The sequence below is a fragment of the Sphingobium sp. DC-2 genome, from assembly GCF_000722555.1.
GTDB classification, from domain to species: Bacteria; Pseudomonadota; Alphaproteobacteria; order Sphingomonadales; family Sphingomonadaceae; genus Sphingobium; species Sphingobium quisquiliarum.
In genome coordinates, this window is record NZ_JNAC01000081.1 from 1 (window position 1) to 1349 (window position 1349).

Below are 1349 nucleotides of genomic sequence, written 5' to 3' on the forward strand. Positions count from 1 at the left end.
TGTCCGCCGTCAGCACCAATGGCGCAGATTTGAGGTTGTGATTTAAGGAGGGTTTGGGTCTCGTCGTAGTGACGAAGGAACGAAGATGAGACCCAAACCCTCAAGCGCCAAAAAGCCTGCGGAGCAGGTGGTGAAGGACATCCGGCGGGCGGCCCGGCGGCACTTCTCGGCGGAAGACAAGATCCGGATCGTGCTCGATGGCCTGCGCGGCGAGGACAGCATTGCCGAGCTTTGCCGCAAGGAAGGCATCGCGCAGAGCCTGTATTACACATGGTCGAAAGAGTTCATGGAAGCTGGCAAGCGCCGCCTGGCCGGCGACACCGCGCGTGCCGCGACCACCGACGAGGTGAAGGATCTGCGCCGCGAGTCCAGTGCCCTGAAGGAATGCGTCGCCGATCTGACGCTTGAGAACCGGCTGCTCAAAAAAAGCATGATCGCGGATGGGGGCGACGACGAATGAGGTATCCCGGATCGGAGAAGCTCGAGATCATCAGGATCGTCGAACAGTCGCACCTGCCGGCCAAGCGCACGCTGGACCAGCTCGGCATCCCCCGCCGGACGTTTTATCGCTGGTATGACCGCTACCTCGGAGGCGGACCGGAGGCGTTGGAAGATCGGCCATCGGCGCCGAGCCGGGTGTGGAACCGCATCCCGGCGGGCATCCACGACCAGATCATCGAGCTGGCGCTGGAACAGTCCGAGCTGAGCCCTCGGGAGCTGGCCGTGCGCTTCACCGACGAGCAGCGCTACTTCGTGTCCGAAGCCACGGTTTACCGCCTTTTGAAGGCCCACGACCTGATCACCAGCCCGGCTTATGTCGTGATCAAGGCCGCCGATCAGTTCCACACCAAAACCACCCGGCCGAACGAGATGTGGCAGACTGATTTTACCTACTTCAAGATCATCGGCTGGGGCTGGATGTATCTGTCGACCGTGCTCGACGACTTCTCGCGCTATATCATCGCCTGGAAACTGTGCACCAATATGCGCGCCGAGGACGTCACCGACACGCTCGACCTCGCGCTCAAGGCCTCGGGCTGCGACAGCGCCACCGTGCTGCACAAGCCCAGGCTGCTCAGCGATAATGGCCCCAGCTACATCGCGAGCGAACTGGCTGAATATATCGAGGCCCAGAACATGAGCCATGTGCGCGGTGCTCCGCTGCACCCACAAACGCAGGGCAAGATCGAGCGCTGGCACCAGACCCTGAAAAACCGCATCCTGCTGGAGAACTACTTCCTGCCAGGTGATCTCGAGGCTCAGATCGAGGCCTTTGTCGAGCACTATAATCACCAGCGCTACCACGAGAGCCTGAACAACGTGACGCCCGCCGACGCCTACTTCGGCAG

At 61.5% G+C, this 1349-nt stretch carries 1 protein-coding gene; it reads left to right on the forward strand.

What is annotated here, in order from left to right; translation table 11 throughout:
* Positions 1 to 85: 85 nt before the first annotated feature.
* Positions 86 to 1349 (forward strand): IS3-like element ISSsp2 family transposase gene (locus ET21_RS0117540; RefSeq protein ID WP_156029276.1). Its coding sequence is split into 2 segments (ribosomal slippage), with 1265 coding nucleotides annotated over them: positions 86 to 422 and positions 422 to 1349; the frame shifts between segments, so codons are not numbered across the junction. This gene is flagged as partial in the annotation.